This window comes from Sinomicrobium endophyticum (assembly GCF_052983315.1).
The window spans coordinates 1-17,052 of sequence record NZ_JBRKIS010000024.1 but is presented as its reverse complement, the minus strand read 5'-3'; the positions used below and the strand labels follow the sequence as shown (position 1 = coordinate 17,052).

Below are 17,052 nucleotides of genomic sequence, written 5' to 3'. Positions count from 1 at the left end.
TGTTTGATTTATCTTGTTTCGAAAGACTTCAAAAATAAGATATCTTTATCAAAGGAAGGGAACAGGAAAAAGTTAAAATCAGGTACCGCTCTTCCGGGGTGATTCTGAAAAAATCACGTAGCGAGGAATAAAAGAAAGCGTATGATCCCTGAAAAACAGGAATTACAGTGAATGTAGATAAAATTTCAACGTAGTTACTGTAAAAATGCTGCCGGAATTTTCAACACAACTTTAACATTATTAACTTTGCCGGACAAACCTAATTGTTACCAACAATAATGATTCATGATACGGACAAAAAAGATGAGGCATCTGTCCGCCTTTGCATTATTGGTCCTCACCGGACCATGGTGCCTTGCCCAGATACCGGAACCTGTAAAAAATGAAATAAAAACCAGGGTGGATAACGGGATCTACCCCTCTGTAGTTCTCGGTGTATGGGAAGAAGGAAAAGAAACCTATTTCACCTACGGATTTAAAAATGCGGAGCGAAAAGAAAAAGCAGACAGGAATACCTTATATGAAATAGGTTCTATTACCAAGACCTATACCGCGCTGCTCCTGGCAAAATTTGTAACGGAAGGAAAGCTGGCTCTTGATTTTCCTGCTGATACACTTCTTCCGGACAGTATACGATTGAGGGACCGAAAAGGTAACCCGATACTGCTCAAACAATTGGCAACACATACTTCCGGATTACCACGCCTTCCGGGAAATATGGCTCCGGAATCCATGGATAACCCTTACCGGGATTACACCAGGGAAAACCTTCTGGCATTTTTAAAACAATACCAGGCAACACATATAGGAGAACGTTACGGATATTCTAACCTGGGAGCAGGCCTGCTCGGGGAAATTCTTGCCATAAAAGGTAAAACCGACTATTCTACCTTACTCAAAAAAAGTATACTATCTCCTTTAAAACTGGAACATACCTATGTTAAAATTCCTAAGGAACAGGCTGCAAACACAACTACGGGTTACATGGGCAATCGACCGGTAAGCCGATGGGATTTCAAGGCTATGGCAGGTGCAGGAGCACTAAAAACAAGTGTTACCGACCTCTTGCATTACGGCAAATCTTACCTGGACCCTGAAAATCCCCTGAAAAAAGCTGCTGATCTTACCCTTCAGCCCCATTATACGGACAAAAACCATAGAAAATATGGCCTTGCATGGCATTACTCGGGAGAAATTGCCCATCACAGCGGAGGGACGGGTGGTTTTCACTCTTTTATAGCCCTCAGTCCCGAAAAGAAGAAAATTGTGGTTATGATAACCAACACCAGCAGCAATTCCTTAGATGATATTGGCATGTATCTCGCCGCCCCGAAAAAACACAAACTTCTGACCACCCCCGAAGCCAGGGAAACAGACCCCGAAGTGTTACAGGACTACGCCGGGAGTTACCAGAATAACGGCCTGGGGCTGCGTATGCAGATCACGGTAAAAGATGATACTTTGTATGCACGTCTTGCGGCACAACCGGAACTCCCCGTGTATTATTACGGAGATCATCGTTTCTTTTATAAAAATGTTCTGGCAAGACTATTTTTCGAAGCGGATGAAAACGGCACCATCGTTGGGCTTACCCTGCAACAAAACGGACAAGAGGTATTGCTTATCAAAAATTAGAGATACTCCGGTAAAACGGTCACAAAAATCGTGTCCCTGAAGTTTGGTATCCGGAATATATTCGCTTTATTGCGCTAGAAAAATTGCAAGTACTTTATGGCCTACAAAATACTGTTTTCCGATATAGACGGCACTTTACTGAATGCCGAAAGGGATTTGTCCGAACTCACCATAAGCGAAATTACCAGGATTCGTGAGCAAATACCTGTAATCCTGGTTTCGGCCAGGATGCCTAAACAGATGTACCACCTGCAGGACAAACTGGGAATACGCAATACACCGCTGATCTGCTATAACGGTGCACTGGTACTGGTGAATGACAATCCTATTCACTCTACGGAAATCTCCCTGAATACCATAAAACAAGTTGTGGACTTTAATCACAATAGCCCGGACGGAAAATTCCACATCAGCCTTTTCAATACCAACTCGTGGTATGTGGAAGAATATGACTACTGGGCGCAACGCGAAGAGAACAACACAAAGATAAGTCCGGAAATAAGATCTAACAGGCAGGTAGTACAGGAATGGGAGCCTCTGCAAAAAGGCGCACACAAAATAACCTGTATGGGCGATGCGGCATTGATAGAAAGGGCCTACCAACATTTTAAAGAACATCTTGGAGAAGACCTGCACCTCTACCGGTCCAAAGACACTTATATAGAAATAGCCAGCAAGGAAGTCTCCAAACTAACCGGAATACAAAAGCTGCTGACACATTACAGCATCTCCCTGGAAGAAGCCGTTGCGTTTGGCGACAATTACAACGATACCGAAATGATAGCTGCAGTCGGTCACGGTGTAGCCGTAGCCAATGCCCGGGACGAAGTAAAAGCCGCAGCAAAAGCGATCACCGTTCATCATAAAGAAGACGGGGTAGCTAAATATATCCAAAAGGTATTTTAAGGTTTCCTTCCGGTCAAAAACCGGAAAATCAGATCATGCTTACACACTGCTCTTTTCCTGTTGGCGGTCCTTTACGGACTGATCCTCGGCCATACCTGCTTTCCAATAGGAATACGCGTAAAGTTCGTCTGTATTCCACCCCAGGTCCTTACGCAAAAAGCGCCGTATCTCCTTTACACTCGAAAACTCCGCAGCCACATAGCCAAACTTCGTACCGGTTTCCGGTAGTTCTACCTGCTTAACCGCATCGGCCAGCATCCCTCCGTTTTCCGGAGACGGATTGTATAGCCAACGAATTTTCAGTTGGGCCCGGGTATACAATTCCTGTTCATCTTCCTTTCCGGGAACTTCCAGCAGTGCCATAACCTTCGCCGTAGCAGGTAAACGCTCCAGGATAGCGCCTAGCACGGGAATGGCCGTTATGTCTCCCGCCAGCAGGTACCAGTCGGCTATCGGAAATAATTCTTTTTTACCCGCTTTCATCAGCACCCCCAGTTTATCCCCTTCTTTTGCATTCCCCGCCCATCGGGATGCGGGACCGGAATCTCCGTGATATGCAAAATCTATGATCATTTCCTGTTTCTCCGGGTCAATTCCCCGGTGTGTATAGGTGCGTACAACAGGACGCAAATGTTCCTCCGGGTGTATCCATCGGTTTTCCTCGTTATCGTATTTCGGAAAGTGGATTTCGTCAATCCCCTCCGGCGGGATCAGTATTTTGTTATTGACCCCTATCGTAGTATCCGCAAATTGAGGGACATCTTCTCCTTCAAGTACTACCCGGATATAGTGCGGGGTTATAAATTCCTTTCTCTTTACAGATAACACGCCTCTCAAAGCTTCATTTTTATTACTCGCCATATTTACAAAAGGTTTCAAGCTAAATTACGCCATTGCTTATAATTATTCTAAATAAAAAAGTTAAAAAAAAAAGGGGGGATTGGTGAGACTTAGATCTGTACCGCTAACATACAGAACCGGAAAAAATATAAATCTTCCGTCCCGTTCTGTTGTATTTTTGTATTTTGCCGCGAAATAACCACACCTTATATGGAAAAGACTGCTGTCTTTACGGACGACACTATAGTATTTGCCTTGTTGATGCTGGCTCTTGGTTTCGTTTTTTACACTTCTTCCAGAACTACGGGATTCTGGAGTAAATTCTATAAGATCGTCCCTTCCCTTTTGATGTGTTACCTCATTCCGGCCATATTTAATTCTGTCGGGCTGATTGATTACCGGATCTCCGGTTTGTACTATGTGTCCAGCAGATATTTGCTTCCTGCTGCCTTAGTGTTAATGACGTTGAGTATAGACCTGAAAGCGGTTTTCAACCTGGGGCCAAAGGCTCTTATTATGTTTTTCACCGGAACATTGGGAATTGTCATAGGCGGCCCCCTGGCTATCCTGCTTATTTCACTGGTGTCCCCGGATACGGTAGGCGGCGCAGGGTTTGATGCCATATGGCGGGGACTCGCAACCATTGCGGGAAGCTGGATCGGTGGCGGAGCTAACCAGGCGGCCATGTTGGAAATCTTCCACTACAACTCCGAAAAATACGGGGCCATGGTACTTGTAGATATCGTAGTTGCCAATCTCTGGATGGCCGTGATACTTTTAGGTATCGGAAAAAACAAACAAATAGACCGATGGCTGAAAGCAGACGATTCTGCCATAGAAGAATTAAAACACAGGGTTTCCGCCTTTGCGGAAAAGATATCCAGAACGCCATCGCTTACCGACCTGATGATCATACTTGCCATTGCTTTTACTGCTGTGGGTGTAGCACATTGGGGCGCCTCGGAAATATCCGGCTTTCTCACTTCTACATTCGAAGCAGTCCGGGATAAACAAAGTGCCTTGTCTTCTTTCGGGTCCCAGTTTTTCTGGATGATCACCATAGCAACTGCCATAGGTATATGTTTGTCTTTCACCAGAGCTAAAAATTATGAAGGTGCCGGCGCAGGTAAACTGGGGAGTATATGTATTTACATCCTTGTGGCCACTATAGGTATGAAAATGGACCTGCGTACCGTTTTTGATAATCCCGGCTTACTTGCCATAGGATTGGTATGGATGGCCATACATGCCGGACTTCTTATTCTTGTTGCCAAATGGATCAAAGCTCCGTACTTCTTTCTCGCCGTAGGTAGCCAGGCCAATGTAGGAGGGGCCGCATCTGCCCCTGTGGTAGCAGCCGCATTTCACCCCTCACTGACTACCGTAGGAGTGCTTCTGGCGGTATTCGGATATGCTGTGGGAACTTATGGGGCTATGTTGTGCGCATGGCTGATGGAATTTGCCTCCGCGGTATAGTGTATGTGGATCAGAATAAAGATATTTGCACCTCTAATCTAATCTTGTAAAAAATTATGATATCCGTAAACAAGACCATAGCCGTTGCAGCCGGCCTTCTGCTGTTTTTTTCCTGTGATCGAAACGAAAATGTCATGCACCTGACCGGACAGGTAAAAGGATTGAAAAAAGGAAAAATATACCTGCAGAAAATACAGGATTCCACCCTGGTTACCCTCGATTCTCTTATTATTGACGGTGACAGTAATTTTGATTTTACTACGGAAATAGAAGAACCCGAAGTATTTTATCTCTCCGTTAACCGCCATAACAGCATTAATAAAGATACCAGCCTGCTGTTTTTCGGAGAAAAGGGAGAGATCAATATCCAGACAAGCTGGGATTATTTTTCTGCCGAAGCCAGGATAGAAGGCTCCGAAACACATAAAAAACTCGAAGAATACGAAAAAATGATGCGCCGTTTCCGTCAGAAAAACCTGGAACTCGTAGCCGCACAATTAAGGGCCGGAAACGATTCTATTCAAAGAGATTCCCTGGCAAAACTGGCCAATAAAAATACTACCAGAAGTTATCTGTACACCCTGAATTTTGCCCTGGGTAACAGGGATTCCTATGTAGCGCCTTATATCGCTCTCGCGGATGCTCCCAATGCCAGGCTAAAATACCTGGACACTATAAACAACTCTTTATCTTCCGAAGTTGCCGCTTCCAAATACGGCAAAGCATTGAACGAATATGTACAGGAGATCAAAAAACTGGAGAAAAAAGACACTATCGCATCCGAATAGCATTCGGATATATCCGGAACATGGTGCTCGTTGGTATAACGGGCACCTGCTGTTTATAGCCGTCACTCATTAAACGAATCTCTTATACCCTCTATCGATTAATTTATGGGTTCTGCTTCGGCTGCCGCTACTCCGTCTCTTCGAAGCTATTTCATTCCGTTCCTATTTTCCGTATCAGCAGAACGGCGATAATAATAAGTGCCAAAGCCAGGGACCATATCAGAAAGGCGTTACGGATTTTCTTCTTGGCGTTTTCTTTTTCCCACCATTTCCCCGGCTGTATCCCCGCCAGATAGAAAGTAATGATCCCGGCAATGTTCAGGCAGATAATATTCGTAGAGAAAATAAGAAATGAATTCAGTGCATTACCGTAATAAGCTCCTCCGAGCAAAAGCCCTGCCCTGACGAGCGGAGGTACGAGTGCAGCCGCAACCATCACCCCCACCAATGATCCTCCCTGTCCGCTAAGGGCAGAGATCACCCCGGCGAATCCGCAGACCAAAGCCAGGACCACATCTTCCGTACTCAATTTCGGGTCCATGGTAATATTACCCACATCGCCTGCCAGCATACCCCAGAAAAAAGAGATAAGCAAAGCGATAACCGTAGAGACAACCCCCGTGATCATCGACTTTTTAATAATATTCCAGTCACCAAGTGTGGTTCCGAAAGCCATGGACATATTCGGACCGAGGAAAGGGGCAATAACCATAGCCCCGATAATGATGGCTACATTATCTTTCAGAATACCGATCCCCGCAACAAAAGAAGACAGCACCACCATTAAGATAAAGTTTGTGGAAAGGCTCACCGGTTCATCTATATCACTGTAAAGTTCTTCTTTACTAATGGTTATAAATTTGCCGAAACCTATCTTTTTTTCTTCCTCCTTATCCGGTGTTTCCGGTTTTGGCAGAATTCCCTCCACAGGATGTATAACCACCCGGCAATTGGACATATTTCCCAGGTTATTCAGTAGTTCTTTGGTATGTTCGTCCCGGAGCAGGGTCTTAATTATAAGATGGCCATCCAGCGTTTCGGAAATCCATTTATCTATAACCTCTTCTACACTCAGAAGTTTTTCTACGGCCTCTTTATCCTCTTTTGCAATAATAATCTCTAAAAGTCTCAATGATTGATCTGCTGATTAGATTCGAATAATATTATTCTTAAGCTTAAAGATACTAAAATTCTTATTTTTCCGGGGGAAATGTGCTATATACCCGGGCATTATCCAATAAAAAAGCCGCTCCTTAACGGAACGGCTGGCTGTATATTACACTTATTTAATGTATCTAATTGTTTAGCATCACAGGCATTACCAGCATGGTGATGTACTCTCCTTCATCCAGTCCGTCTGCCGGGGTAAGGATTCCGGCCCTGTTTGGCAAAGACATTTCCAGGGATACATCATCGGAAGTCAGGTTATTCAGCATTTCGATAAGGAACCTGGAGTTAAAACCTATTTGCATATCGTCTCCCTGATATTCACAGGTAAGCCTTTCTTCTGCTTTATTACTATAGTCTATATCTTCAGCAGATATATTAAGTTCTGCTCCTGCTATTTTCAAACGAATCTGGTGTGTTGTCTTGTTTGAAAAAATACTGACCCTCCTGGCGGAGTTGAGAAACTGTGTTCTGTGGATATTCAGTTTGTTCGGGTTCTCTTTCGGAATCACAGCTTCGTAGTTCGGGTATTTTCCATCGATAAGGCGACATACCAATTCTACATTGTCGAAAGTAAACTTAGCGTTGCTTTCGTTATACTCTACGGTAACTTCCGTTTCGCTTCCTCCGAGGATACCTTTCAGAAGGTTCAGTGGTTTCTTGGGCATAATAAACTCTGCCACTTCACTTGCGGAAAGATCGGTACGCTGGTATTTAACCAGTTTATGGGCATCGGTAGCTACAAAAGTAAGATTTTCCGGAGAAAACTGGAAAAACACCCCGCTCATCACCGGACGAAGATCATCGTTACCTGCGGCAAAAATGGTTTTTGCTATTGCTGTTGCCAGCACATCCCCTACAATAGAAGTAGAACTGGGATCGGTAAGTTCCACTGTTTTCGGGAACTCGGAAGCGTCTGCATAGGCCAGTGCATATTTACCGTGATTAGAACTGATCTCTATCGTATTGTTATCTTCCATGACAAAAGTAAGGGGCTGTTCCGGGAATGTCTTCAATATATCCAGAAGCAATCTGGCCGGTACCGCAATACTTCCTTCCGTGTCGGACTCCACGTCCAGCACCGAGCTCATGGTAGTTTCCAGGTCCGAAGCGGAAACCGTAAGCTTTTCCGCGTTTAATTCGAACAAAAAATTATCTAAGATAGGAAGGGTATTACTGTTGTTGATCACCCCACCCAAAACCTGTAGTTGTTTTAATAAATACGAACTGGATACAATAAACTTCATCTGTTAGTTTTTAAGGCTCCTTCCTCCAAAGAATGCGCAAAAGGAGATTTCTTATGTTCAACTACAAATATATCTTAATTATAAATTTTACAGAAAGATATTTATTAACAGGTTATGAATATTTTCCCGGTCTGTTTCTATACAACAAACCACATTTTAAACGGCGTATTTCCTTTCGTCCAGCCTTCGTTATCCGAATGTATTAAAACAGCATCCTTCTGATTACCTGCCTGCAACAAAGGTTTTGCTTCTCCACTTCTTCCATGTTTACCGGAAATCACCATTGACGGGATAAATAAAGTGATAGCTACAATCTATTGAATTACTATAAAACAATCGATAATATCGATTAATTTTAAAACATCAAAAAAGAAATCTCACTCAAAAAAACTCTATTATGAAAATTACCATTGTTATCGGAAGCGTACGAAGTGAAAGGCACTCCCATCGTCTGGCATACTTTATAAAGCAGCAACTATCCGTAAAAGGAATCGATACGGATATTATAGATCTGAGTATAACGCCCCTTCCTGTTTATGGCATGGACCAACCGGACACGGCCCATATAGCCCCGATAGGCCGGAAACTGGGACAAAGTGATGCCCTGATCCTGGTTACACCGGAATATCATGGCAGTTTTTCCGGGGCCCTGAAGAACATGCTCGATTATTACTGGTCCGAATTCCAGAAGAAACCCATAGGTGTCGCTACAGCATCCTCCGGGAAAATGGGAGGCATTAATGCTTCTTCGCAATTACAACATGTTATCCTGAGCCTGGGAGCTTATGCCCTACCCCTGAAATTACTTGTTCCGGAAATACACCGTGCTTTTGACGACACCAACGTACCGCTTCAGGAATCTGTTACGGGCAATACAGAAAAGTTTCTCCATGAATTCCTTTGGTATGCCGACGCCATTTTTCACAAAAAAGCCAGGGAATCCGGCAACATGATTTCCGTAGGCTAACATAATGAAACAGAATACATATGAAAGAAAAAGAAGATAGAAACACAGAAATAATGCAGGTATTTCGTGAAAAAGGGCCTGTCGGATACTGGGTAAAAATGGCTGATGATACATTTTCGAATGTAGTACGAACAACAACCTCATACGGAAGTTTTAACCGCCTGGAATGGCAGTTCCTGAACACTATCCACAAAAAAGGAGATATCCCTTCGGGTGAAACATTAAAATTACTGGACTTCTTTACAGATGAAACCGGGATGGAGAAACTGGTAAAACGCTTCGAAGCACAAAACCTCATACGGGTATATCGTCATCATATTTTTATCACCGAAAAAGGAAAACAGGTACACGACGAAGTATTGCAAATACAAGAGCAGATTATAGTTAAAACCCTGGAGAATATATCTCCGGAAGCTTATGCAAACTGTATAGATACCCTGCGGACCATATTAAAAAATATCCGTCCATACACCTTGTAATCATTAGAACTACCCCAACCGGAACTGTCCGGATAACGGCTGAAAAAGGTCTTTCCGGACGGTTTTTTTATTGGTGAAAATCCAGTTTTTTCCTCCGAAGTTCAAAATTCTGTCCGAGATACACTTTCCGGACCATTTCATCCGCAGCGAGTTCTTCCGGTTCTCCCGCTTTAAGGATACTTCCTTCGAACATCAGGTAAGACCGTTCGGTGATGGCCAGGGTTTCCTGAACATTGTGGTCGGTAATCAGGATACCGATATTTTTATTCTTGAGCTGGGCTACAATGCGCTGTATATCCTCCACGGCAACGGGGTCGACCCCGGCAAAAGGTTCATCCAGTAAAATAAAATTAGGATCCGTGGCAAGTGCCCTGGCTATTTCCGTCCGTCTTCGTTCTCCCCCGGAAAGCAGGTCGCCCCTGCTCTTACGGATATGCCCCAGGCCAAACTCTTCGATAAGCGCTTCCACTTTCATATGCTGCTCTTTTTTGGAGAGATTGGTAAGTTGTAAAACACTCAGGATATTATCTTCGATACTGAGCTTTCTAAATACAGAAGCCTCTTGTGCCAGGTAACCGATACCGTTCTGCGCCCTTTTATACATGGGGTATTTGGTAATATCCAGACTATCCAGATAAATATTACCTCCATTGGGCTTGATAAGACCTACGATCATATAAAAAGAAGTGGTCTTTCCCGCTCCGTTAGGCCCGAGAAGCCCCACGATCTCCCCCCGGTTCACTTCCAGGGAAATTCCCTTTACTACTCGTCGTCCCTTATAGGACTTCATTATATTTTCAGCTCTCAGCTTCATTTGCGACTTTGCTTAGAAAGTAAAAATACAAAAAACATCCGGCTGCCTGGTTACCTCTTGCCGGTTTAGGTTTCCTTTAACTATCCGGAAAGCCTTATTTTTTGCAAAATATCAACGTTTTGTACCTGTCGGTTAGCGGGATTCTCCTGCTTTGGCTTCCAACGCATCCCAAAATTCATAGGCCCTTCTCAGATGTGGAATCACTATGGTTCCCCCAACCAGGGTGGCTATCCCCAGGGCTTCCATAACCTCTTCCCCGCTTAGCCCTTCTTTATGGCAACTCTCCAGATGATATTTAACACAATCATCGCAACGAAGTACGGCAGAAGCCACCAAACCGAGAAGTTCCTTGGTACGCACATCCAGGGTACCGGGCATATAAGCATTGGTATCCAGGTTGAATATACGTTTTATGATCTTATTGTTATCCGCCAGAATACGATCATTCATCCTGGAACGGTAATCGTTGAATTCTTCTACTATATCTGCCATTTTTTCCCGTTCTTTAAATTCGTTATCCTCTTACGATTTCCTCAGCGCTTTTGCTTCTTTTTCCTGCCTACGAAGCACAAATCTGGATATGACGATACTTACTTCATACAGGATGATAATGGGGATGGATACAACAATCTGGCTGGTAATATCCGGAGGCGTAATCACGGCCGAAAGTATCAGCACTATAACCAGGGCCACCTTTCGGTACTTCTTCAGGAATTCCGGGGTCACCAGCCCTATTTTAGTCAGAAAATATATGAGAATCGGTAATTCGAAGATGAGTCCGCAGGAAATCACCGAAGCACGTACCGTAGCTATATAGGAACTAAGGTCTATATCATTATGCACTTCCGGACTCACCTGATATGAAGTCAGGAAGTTTATGGACAGTGGAGATATGACATAATAACCGAATGCTACCCCCATAAAAAACAACAGGGAAGCAATGACAATAAAACCTCTGGCATTATTTTTCTCATTATCATATAATCCCGGCCTTATAAAACGCCAGAATTCGTACAATACATAAGGGAAGGCCAATATAAACCCTGCCCAGATGGCGGTCCAGATATGCGCGGAGAACTGGCCAGCCATAGTACGGCTCTGAATCTGAAACGGCAGCTCTTCCGTACAGAAACTATCGTCCAGCCCCAGGCTCTGTGATATTTTACAAAAGAATTCGTAAGTTACGAAATCCGCTTTTTTAGGTCCGAAAATAATCGTGTCAAAAATAAAGTCCTTAGCCAGAAATGCCAGAAATCCCACAATTACCACAGCCAGTGTAGCCCGTATTAGATGCCAGCGAAGCTCTTCCAGATGGTCGAGGAAAGACATCTCCTCCTGTTTCTTTTTTGCCATTATATAATTCCTTCTTTTACTAGGTTATGCAAATGGATAACTCCGGCATATTCTCCGTCTTCTTCCACAAGGAGTTGCGATATACTGTTTTTTTCCATGACTTCCATAGCATCAACTGCCATAGCGTCGGCCTGAATGCTCTTTGGGTTTTTGCTCATAATATCCCCGGCGGTGAGGCCGTTTATATAATCGTATTTATTAAGCATGCGCCGGATATCTCCGTCCGTTATCACCCCAACTATCTTCCCTTCTTCTATCACTGCGGTAGCCCCGAGCATTTTTTCCGATATTTCTACGATAACCTTCCTTACATCCATATCCGGACTTACCTGCGGCTTCATATTGGCCGACGAAATATCGCGCACCCGAAGGTACAATTTTTTACCGAGTGACCCTCCCGGGTGATACTTGGCAAAGTCCTTACTGGTAAATCCTCTCAGGTTTAAAAGACAAATGGCCAGGGCATCCCCGATAACCAACTGTGCCGTAGTACTGGTAGTAGGCGCAAGATTGTTAGGGCACGCTTCTTTTTCCACATAAGCATGAAGAATAAAATCTGCCTGTTGCCCTAAAAGAGAATCCCTGTTGGAAGTAATGGCTATGAGTTTATTTGTGCCATTTTTGAGCAGCGGTACCAGAACTTTTATTTCGGGGGTATTCCCGCTTTTTGAAATACAGACCACTACATCGTCTTCCTGGATGGTTCCCAAATCTCCGTGAATGGCATCCGCGGCGTGCATGAATATGGCAGGAGTTCCGGTAGAATTTAACGTAGCCACTATTTTTGTAGCTATAATCGCACTTTTTCCGATCCCGGTTATGATTACTCTCCCTTTACTGTTGAAAATACACTCCACCGCGTTAGAAAATTCATCATCTATCAAAGATTTCAGGTGACTTATAGCGCTACTTTCAATTTCAATTACTTCTTTTGCAACCGCTTTTATAACGTCGTTATTACTCAAAATTTTTTTAAAGATTTATTGTTTGTAATAATTATAGAATGTTATATCTTTAGTTGTGCAAATGTATGTAAAATAGTAAAACGATAGAATGAGTTCAGTTGAAATTGACTTGCATAAGAAGTTAAAGCAATATTTCGGTTTTAACCAATTCAAAGGATTACAGGAAGGTGTCGTAAGAAGTATAGTTAATAATCACAACACATTTGTGATCATGCCTACTGGCGGCGGAAAGTCGCTTTGCTACCAGTTACCGGCATTGGTCGAGGAAGGCACGGCAATTGTGGTTTCTCCCCTGATAGCACTTATGAAAAACCAGGTGGATGCCCTTCGGGGGCTGTCTTCCAATAACGGTATTGCCCATGTGCTTAATTCTTCCCTTACCAAAAATGAGATAAAAACCGTGATGCAGGACATCCGGGAAGGAACTACCAAGTTACTTTACGTAGCACCCGAATCCCTTACGAAAGAAGAATACATCGATTTTCTGAGGTCCGTAAAGATCTCTTTTGTGGCTATTGACGAAGCACACTGTATCTCGGAATGGGGACACGATTTCCGGCCGGAATACCGAAACCTCCGGGCCATTATTAAACGATTGGGAGATGATATTCCCATTATTGCGTTAACCGCCACAGCTACGCCGAAAGTACAGGAAGACATCCTTAAAAATCTCGGGATTACCGAGGCCAACACCTTTAAAGCCTCCTTTAACCGCCCTAACCTCTTTTACGAGGTACGTCCGAAGACCAAAAATGTAGATGCCGACATCATACGCTTTGTAAAACAAAATTCCGGAAAATCGGGTATAATCTACTGTCTGAGCAGAAAACGTGTGGAAGAACTGGCACAGACACTCCAGGTAAACGGTATCAGTGCCGTACCATACCACGCCGGGCTTGACGCCAAGACCAGGGCCAAGCACCAGGACATGTTCCTCATGGAAGATGTAGACATCGTTGTGGCTACTATCGCTTTTGGTATGGGGATCGATAAGCCCGATGTACGATTTGTCATTCACCACGACATCCCGAAAAGCATTGAGAGCTATTACCAGGAAACAGGGAGAGCCGGGAGAGATGGCGGCGAAGGCCATTGCCTGGCTTTCTACGCATATAAGGACATTGAAAAACTGGAGAAATTTATGGCCGGGAAACCGGTAGCCGAACAGGAAATAGGTCATGCCCTCTTACAGGAAATGGTAGCATATGCCGAAACTTCCATGTCCCGCCGAAAATTCATTCTGCATTATTTCGGCGAAGAATTTGACGAAGTAAACGGTGAGGGCGCAGATATGGATGACAACATCCGGAACCCGAAGAAAAAACACGAAGCCAAAGACGATGTGGTTAAATTGCTTTCCGTAGTAAAAAATACCAATCAGAAATTCAAGGCCAAAGAAGTAGTAAACGTCCTGGTTGGCAAGGTCAACGCCCTTATAAAATCTCATAAAACCGATGAAAAACCGTTCTTCGCATCGGGTAAGGAAAAAGAAGGGAAACACTGGATGGCCCTTATTCGCCAGGTATTGGTAGCCGGATTGCTGAAAAAGGAGATCGAAACCTACGGAGTGCTTTTCCTTACGAAAGAAGGTAAAGACTTCCTCGAATCCCCGCATTCCTTTATGATGACCGCGGACCATACTTACGAAACGGTAGAGGACGACACCATTATTACTGCCAAAAAGGGTGGAGCAGCAGTAACCGATGAAACCCTGCTGCGGATGCTGAAAGAACTACGGAAAAAAGAAGCCCAGAAAATGGGTGTTCCGCCATTTGTTGTGTTCCAGGACCCTTCTCTCGAAGATATGGCCCTCAAATACCCGATAGACTTCAAAGAACTGCTCAACGTCCACGGGGTTGGCGAAGGTAAAGCAAAGAAATACGGCAAACCGTTTACGGACCTCATTACCCGGTACGTGGAAGACAATGATATTATTCGTCCGGATGACCTTGTCGTAAAAAGTACCGGTGCCAATTCCGCCTTAAAGCTCTACATTATTCAGAATGTGGATCGCAAACTGCCTCTGGATGACATTGCGAATGCCAAGGGCCTGACCATGAATGATTTTATCAAAGAAATGGAGCAGATCGTATACAGCGGTACCAAACTGAATATAGATTACTGGATAGACGACATACTCGACGAAGACCAGCAGGAAGAGTTATACGACTATTTTCTGGACGCCGAATCGGACAAAATCTCTGTTGCTATGAACGAGTTCGACGGTGACTATGAAGATGAAGAGATCCGCCTGTACCGTATTAAATTTATAAGCGAAGTAGCCAATTAACAGCTCATTACCGGCAAAGCACCTCTTCTGCTCCCCGATATCCACCGAACGGAAAACGGTGTTCATAACGATATTTTTCCGGTTTTTCGCCCCCTTCTTACCATACCAAACCTCATTACCGAAACTTTAGGAAAACATTGATTCCTATATTTCCCTTTTTATATATATTTGACAAATTTATATAGTTTACAATGAGAAAAATACTTTATTTGGCGCTATCCGTGGTTTTCGCATGCAATAGCTCCCAAAAAACCACGACACCTTCTAAAGAGGCCCCTTCGTATGATCCCGAGCCTTATGCTAAAATCATTACCGAACAGGATCTTAAAGATCATCTCTACACCTATGCATCGGATGAGTTCGAGGGACGGGAAACCGGAAAACCCGGTCAAAAAATGGCTGTGGAATACCTGAAAAACCATTATGTAAAACTCGGCATCCCTGCCGCACAAGGCAATGGAGATTATTTCCAGAAAGTACCTTTGGAAATCAGCGGAATGCCCGACGGCTCCCTGAGCATAAACGATAAAAAATTTGAAATGGGAGAAGACTTTGTCTCTTTCCAATCTCCTGCCAAAACCGAATATAATGCGAACGAGATAATCTTTGCCGGATACGGTATAGAAGACGCTGCTTATTCCGACTACAAAGACCTGGACGTAGAAGGTAAAATAATCGTAACCATAGTAAGTGAGCCAAAAAATACAGACGGTACTTATGTTATTTCCGGAACTACTTCACCATCTAAATGGTCCGACATTAAAATATCCATGCCCGACCGGCTGGATGCTGCCATGAAGAAAGGAGTGAAAGGAGTATTGATGCTGGATCAGAACAATTACGAGATGATCGCCCAGCAATTCCAGTTTATGAAAGAAAGAGCCATAGGTGGCAGAATGCAACTGAAAATAGGGGAAGAAGACGATTTTTTCTTTGCTTTTATTAATGAAAACTTAGCCGGACAGATCAGTGCCGATCTTGAAAACCTGGATAAAGGCGCTGCTATCCCGGTAAACTTCCAACTGGAATTCACAGGAGAATCCGAAGAGATCAGTTCGGAAAATGTAGTAGCTTTTATTAAAGGTTCTGAGAAACCGGACGAATACCTGGTTATATCCTCTCACCTGGACCACATAGGTATAACCGAAGACGGACAAATAAATAACGGGGCGGACGATGACGGTTCCGGCTCCGTCGCATTGCTGGAAATTGCCAAAGCATTTAAAAAAGCTGCAGATGCAGGAAATACTCCGAAACGTTCGGTAGTATTCCTTCATGTGACCGGAGAAGAAAAAGGACTTTTGGGTTCTGATTATTATACCAGGAATCCTATTTTCCCTTTGGCAAATACCGTAGCCAACCTTAACATCGACATGATCGGCCGTATAGATCCGAAAAGAGAAGGAAACAGAAATTATGTTTACCTGATCGGTTCGGATAAATTAAGTACGGAACTGCACAACCTCTCTGAGGAAGTAAATGAAAAATACTGCAATATCGAACTGGATTACACCTACAACGACGATAACGATCCCAACAGGTTCTATTATCGCAGTGACCATTATAACTTTGCAAAAAACAATATTCCCGTTATTTTCTATTTTAACGGTACGCACGAAGATTATCACAGACCCGGAGATACCCCGGACAAAATAAATTACGACCTGCTGGAAAATCGTACCCGGCTGGTATTTTATACCGCCTGGGAGATCGCCAACCGCGAAAACCGGCCGGTAGTGGATAAGGCTACGGAATAGTCCCTTGAACTTTATGACATGTAGAAAAGACAATCCCGTTCGAATCTAACCGAACGGGATTTTTTATTATGCGACAGCCATAACACGGTGTAATGCGCCATGTACAATGGGTACGACATCTTTCTCGAAAATATGCAAAGTTTTTTAAGCCAAGCGTTAACGTCGCCCCTGTGCCCAAAGCAGTCAACTACCTCGGGGCAAGCCGGGAGGCATGAGGCGGAAACCATAGATTACTTTTCGACGCAAACATCGGAGCATTTAAATCTCACTTAGTGAAGTGATTTAAACTTTTTTTAAAAATAAAAAAGGGTTGAAGATATTTGTGTTGCGAAACATACAGTTATCAAAACCAACCCTTTATGTACTCT

At 43.7% G+C, this 17,052-nt stretch carries 15 protein-coding genes; 8 read left to right on the top strand and 7 right to left on the bottom strand.

Annotated features, from left to right (window positions below; translation table 11 throughout):
- Positions 1-303: 303 nt before the first annotated feature.
- Positions 304-1,635 carry a serine hydrolase gene (locus tag ACVBDU_RS08400; protein ID WP_447179303.1) on the top strand — a complete coding sequence of 444 codons (1,332 nt, stop codon included), beginning with the start codon at positions 304-306 and terminating at the stop codon, positions 1,633-1,635.
- A gap of 96 nt (positions 1,636-1,731) precedes the next feature.
- Positions 1,732-2,541, top strand: coding sequence for an HAD family hydrolase (locus ACVBDU_RS08395; protein WP_447179302.1), 810 nt, complete (start codon positions 1,732-1,734; stop codon positions 2,539-2,541).
- Between the two features lie 39 nt (positions 2,542-2,580).
- On the opposite strand, the gene ACVBDU_RS08390 is transcribed toward ACVBDU_RS08395, so the two are convergent.
- Entirely contained in the window at positions 2,581-3,402 is an 822-nt protein-coding gene (locus ACVBDU_RS08390; protein WP_447179301.1) for a siderophore-interacting protein, read from the bottom strand.
- 189 nt (positions 3,403-3,591) lie between these two features.
- Here ACVBDU_RS08390 and ACVBDU_RS08385 point away from each other — a divergent pair, with 189 nt between their 5' ends.
- Both ACVBDU_RS08385 and ACVBDU_RS08380 read left to right on the top strand, forming a co-directional pair.
- Positions 3,592-4,857 (top strand): DUF819 family protein, encoded by a 1,266-nt coding sequence (locus ACVBDU_RS08385; protein ID WP_447179300.1) that lies wholly within the window; start codon positions 3,592-3,594, stop codon positions 4,855-4,857.
- A 56-nt stretch (positions 4,858-4,913) separates the two neighbouring features.
- On the top strand, positions 4,914-5,645 hold the full coding sequence (locus ACVBDU_RS08380) for a DUF4369 domain-containing protein (protein WP_447179299.1): 732 nt from the start codon (positions 4,914-4,916) through the stop codon (positions 5,643-5,645).
- A 151-nt stretch (positions 5,646-5,796) separates the two neighbouring features.
- Here ACVBDU_RS08380 and ACVBDU_RS08375 read toward each other — a convergent pair whose 3' ends face one another.
- A complete protein-coding gene (locus ACVBDU_RS08375) occupies positions 5,797-6,777 on the bottom strand; it encodes a TIGR00341 family protein (protein WP_447179298.1) in 981 nt (326 codons plus the stop codon).
- A gap of 163 nt (positions 6,778-6,940) precedes the next feature.
- On the bottom strand, positions 6,941-8,059 hold the full coding sequence (dnaN, locus tag ACVBDU_RS08370; RefSeq protein ID WP_447179297.1) for a DNA polymerase III subunit beta: 1,119 nt from the start codon (positions 8,057-8,059) through the stop codon (positions 6,941-6,943).
- A 397-nt stretch (positions 8,060-8,456) separates the two neighbouring features.
- Here dnaN and ACVBDU_RS08365 point away from each other — a divergent pair, with 397 nt between their 5' ends.
- Together ACVBDU_RS08365 and ACVBDU_RS08360 are read left to right on the top strand one after the other, a co-directional pair.
- Complete coding sequence (locus tag ACVBDU_RS08365) at positions 8,457-9,026, top strand: NADPH-dependent FMN reductase (protein WP_447179296.1); 570 nt, start codon at positions 8,457-8,459, stop codon at positions 9,024-9,026.
- Between the two features lie 20 nt (positions 9,027-9,046).
- Positions 9,047-9,505, top strand: a complete 459-nt coding sequence (locus tag ACVBDU_RS08360) for a MarR family winged helix-turn-helix transcriptional regulator (protein WP_447179295.1) — start codon at positions 9,047-9,049, stop codon at positions 9,503-9,505.
- Between the two features lie 67 nt (positions 9,506-9,572).
- On the opposite strand, the gene lptB is transcribed toward ACVBDU_RS08360, so the two are convergent.
- The 4 genes from lptB to ACVBDU_RS08340 form a co-directional block, all read right to left on the bottom strand.
- Positions 9,573-10,319: an LPS export ABC transporter ATP-binding protein gene (gene lptB / locus ACVBDU_RS08355; RefSeq protein ID WP_447179294.1), complete on the bottom strand. Its 747-nt coding sequence runs from the start codon at positions 10,317-10,319 to the stop codon at positions 9,573-9,575.
- Between the two features lie 132 nt (positions 10,320-10,451).
- Positions 10,452-10,811: a carboxymuconolactone decarboxylase family protein gene (locus ACVBDU_RS08350; RefSeq protein WP_447179293.1), complete on the bottom strand. Its 360-nt coding sequence runs from the start codon at positions 10,809-10,811 to the stop codon at positions 10,452-10,454.
- Positions 10,812-10,841: 30 nt separating this feature from the next.
- On the bottom strand, positions 10,842-11,672 hold the full coding sequence (gene tatC / locus ACVBDU_RS08345; protein ID WP_447179292.1) for a twin-arginine translocase subunit TatC: 831 nt from the start codon (positions 11,670-11,672) through the stop codon (positions 10,842-10,844).
- The gene (locus tag ACVBDU_RS08340; protein ID WP_447179291.1) at positions 11,672-12,637 is read right to left on the bottom strand and encodes a KpsF/GutQ family sugar-phosphate isomerase; all 966 of its coding nucleotides are present in this window, start codon (positions 12,635-12,637) and stop codon (positions 11,672-11,674) included. The genes tatC and ACVBDU_RS08340 overlap by 1 nt, the downstream gene beginning before the upstream one ends.
- Before the next feature lie 88 nt (positions 12,638-12,725).
- Between ACVBDU_RS08340 and recQ the strand changes: the two genes are divergently transcribed.
- Complete coding sequence (gene recQ, locus ACVBDU_RS08335; RefSeq protein ID WP_447179290.1) at positions 12,726-14,927, top strand: DNA helicase RecQ; 2,202 nt, start codon at positions 12,726-12,728, stop codon at positions 14,925-14,927.
- Positions 14,928-15,118: 191 nt separating this feature from the next.
- Positions 15,119-16,684, top strand: coding sequence for a M28 family peptidase (locus ACVBDU_RS08330; protein ID WP_447179289.1), 1,566 nt, complete (start codon positions 15,119-15,121; stop codon positions 16,682-16,684).
- The last annotated feature ends 368 nt before the right edge of the window (positions 16,685-17,052 follow it).

What these genes read in the sequence shown, in the direction of transcription:
- dnaN (WP_447179297.1), bottom strand. Translation starts at nt 8,059, where the DNA reads ATGAAGTTTATTGTATCCAGTTCGTATTTATTAAAACAACTACAGGTT.
- ACVBDU_RS08400 (WP_447179303.1), top strand. Translation starts at nt 304, where the DNA reads ATGAGGCATCTGTCCGCCTTTGCATTATTGGTCCTCACCGGACCATGG.
- recQ (WP_447179290.1), top strand. Translation starts at nt 12,726, where the DNA reads ATGAGTTCAGTTGAAATTGACTTGCATAAGAAGTTAAAGCAATATTTC.
- ACVBDU_RS08365 (WP_447179296.1), top strand. Translation starts at nt 8,457, where the DNA reads ATGAAAATTACCATTGTTATCGGAAGCGTACGAAGTGAAAGGCACTCC.
- lptB (WP_447179294.1), bottom strand. Translation starts at nt 10,319, where the DNA reads ATGAAGCTGAGAGCTGAAAATATAATGAAGTCCTATAAGGGACGACGA.
- ACVBDU_RS08380 (WP_447179299.1), top strand. Translation starts at nt 4,914, where the DNA reads ATGATATCCGTAAACAAGACCATAGCCGTTGCAGCCGGCCTTCTGCTG.
- ACVBDU_RS08385 (WP_447179300.1), top strand. Translation starts at nt 3,592, where the DNA reads ATGGAAAAGACTGCTGTCTTTACGGACGACACTATAGTATTTGCCTTG.
- ACVBDU_RS08330 (WP_447179289.1), top strand. Translation starts at nt 15,119, where the DNA reads ATGAGAAAAATACTTTATTTGGCGCTATCCGTGGTTTTCGCATGCAAT.
- ACVBDU_RS08395 (WP_447179302.1), top strand. Translation starts at nt 1,732, where the DNA reads ATGGCCTACAAAATACTGTTTTCCGATATAGACGGCACTTTACTGAAT.
- ACVBDU_RS08350 (WP_447179293.1), bottom strand. Translation starts at nt 10,811, where the DNA reads ATGGCAGATATAGTAGAAGAATTCAACGATTACCGTTCCAGGATGAAT.
- ACVBDU_RS08390 (WP_447179301.1), bottom strand. Translation starts at nt 3,402, where the DNA reads ATGGCGAGTAATAAAAATGAAGCTTTGAGAGGCGTGTTATCTGTAAAG.
- tatC (WP_447179292.1), bottom strand. Translation starts at nt 11,672, where the DNA reads ATGGCAAAAAAGAAACAGGAGGAGATGTCTTTCCTCGACCATCTGGAA.
- ACVBDU_RS08360 (WP_447179295.1), top strand. Translation starts at nt 9,047, where the DNA reads ATGAAAGAAAAAGAAGATAGAAACACAGAAATAATGCAGGTATTTCGT.